Below are 527 nucleotides of genomic sequence, written 5' to 3'. Positions count from 1 at the left end.
CTCGGCGAACTTGTTGCCTTGAGCGCGCAAGGTGCGGTGCCAGATGCTGAGTTGCGTGCCCGTCTTGAAGCCTTGATCACCGAAACCCAGAAACGCAAACCACCGAGCAGGGCCTCCCTGGTCCGCGAGGGATTGATTGATGGAATTCGCCCCGTGCGGTCGTTGCTCGTCGCCATTGCAAAGCTGCCCTGGCAGGCCACCGGCGAGCATCCTGCCATCGAGTACCTTGCCAAGCTGCAAGCTTTATATCTCAAAGGATCCAGAAAGCTGCCAGTTGAAGTGGTGGCACCAAGTCTGGGAATGATCTGGCAGGTTTCGATCTCCAGCCCAGACCGGGAACGGGCGTTTCAGGCGTTGGAGGTGGCCACCCTGTTTGCCCTGCGCCGCGCGGTGCGCAATGGCTCGGTCTGGATTGAGCACAGCCTGAGCTTTCGGGGTCGTGCGCGCTTGTTCTTCACGGACGAGCGTTGGCAGGCAGAGTCCAAGAAACACTATGCCCGTCTATCGTTACCCAGCAAGGCTGCCAC

General features: G+C 60.0%; 1 pseudogene. It reads left to right on the top strand.

Annotation, left to right across the window (positions count from 1 at the left end):
- Positions 1 to 527, top strand: a pseudogene (locus tag IE209_RS33675) (Tn3 family transposase); the annotation flags it as partial.

Origin of the sequence: Pseudorhodoferax aquiterrae (assembly GCF_014652235.1) — a bacterium.
In the GTDB taxonomy this organism is placed as follows: Bacteria; Pseudomonadota; Gammaproteobacteria; order Burkholderiales; family Burkholderiaceae_C; genus Pseudorhodoferax; species Pseudorhodoferax aquiterrae.
Note: the sequence above shows the minus strand (reverse complement) of the source record. Positions and strands in the feature narration are given on the sequence as shown.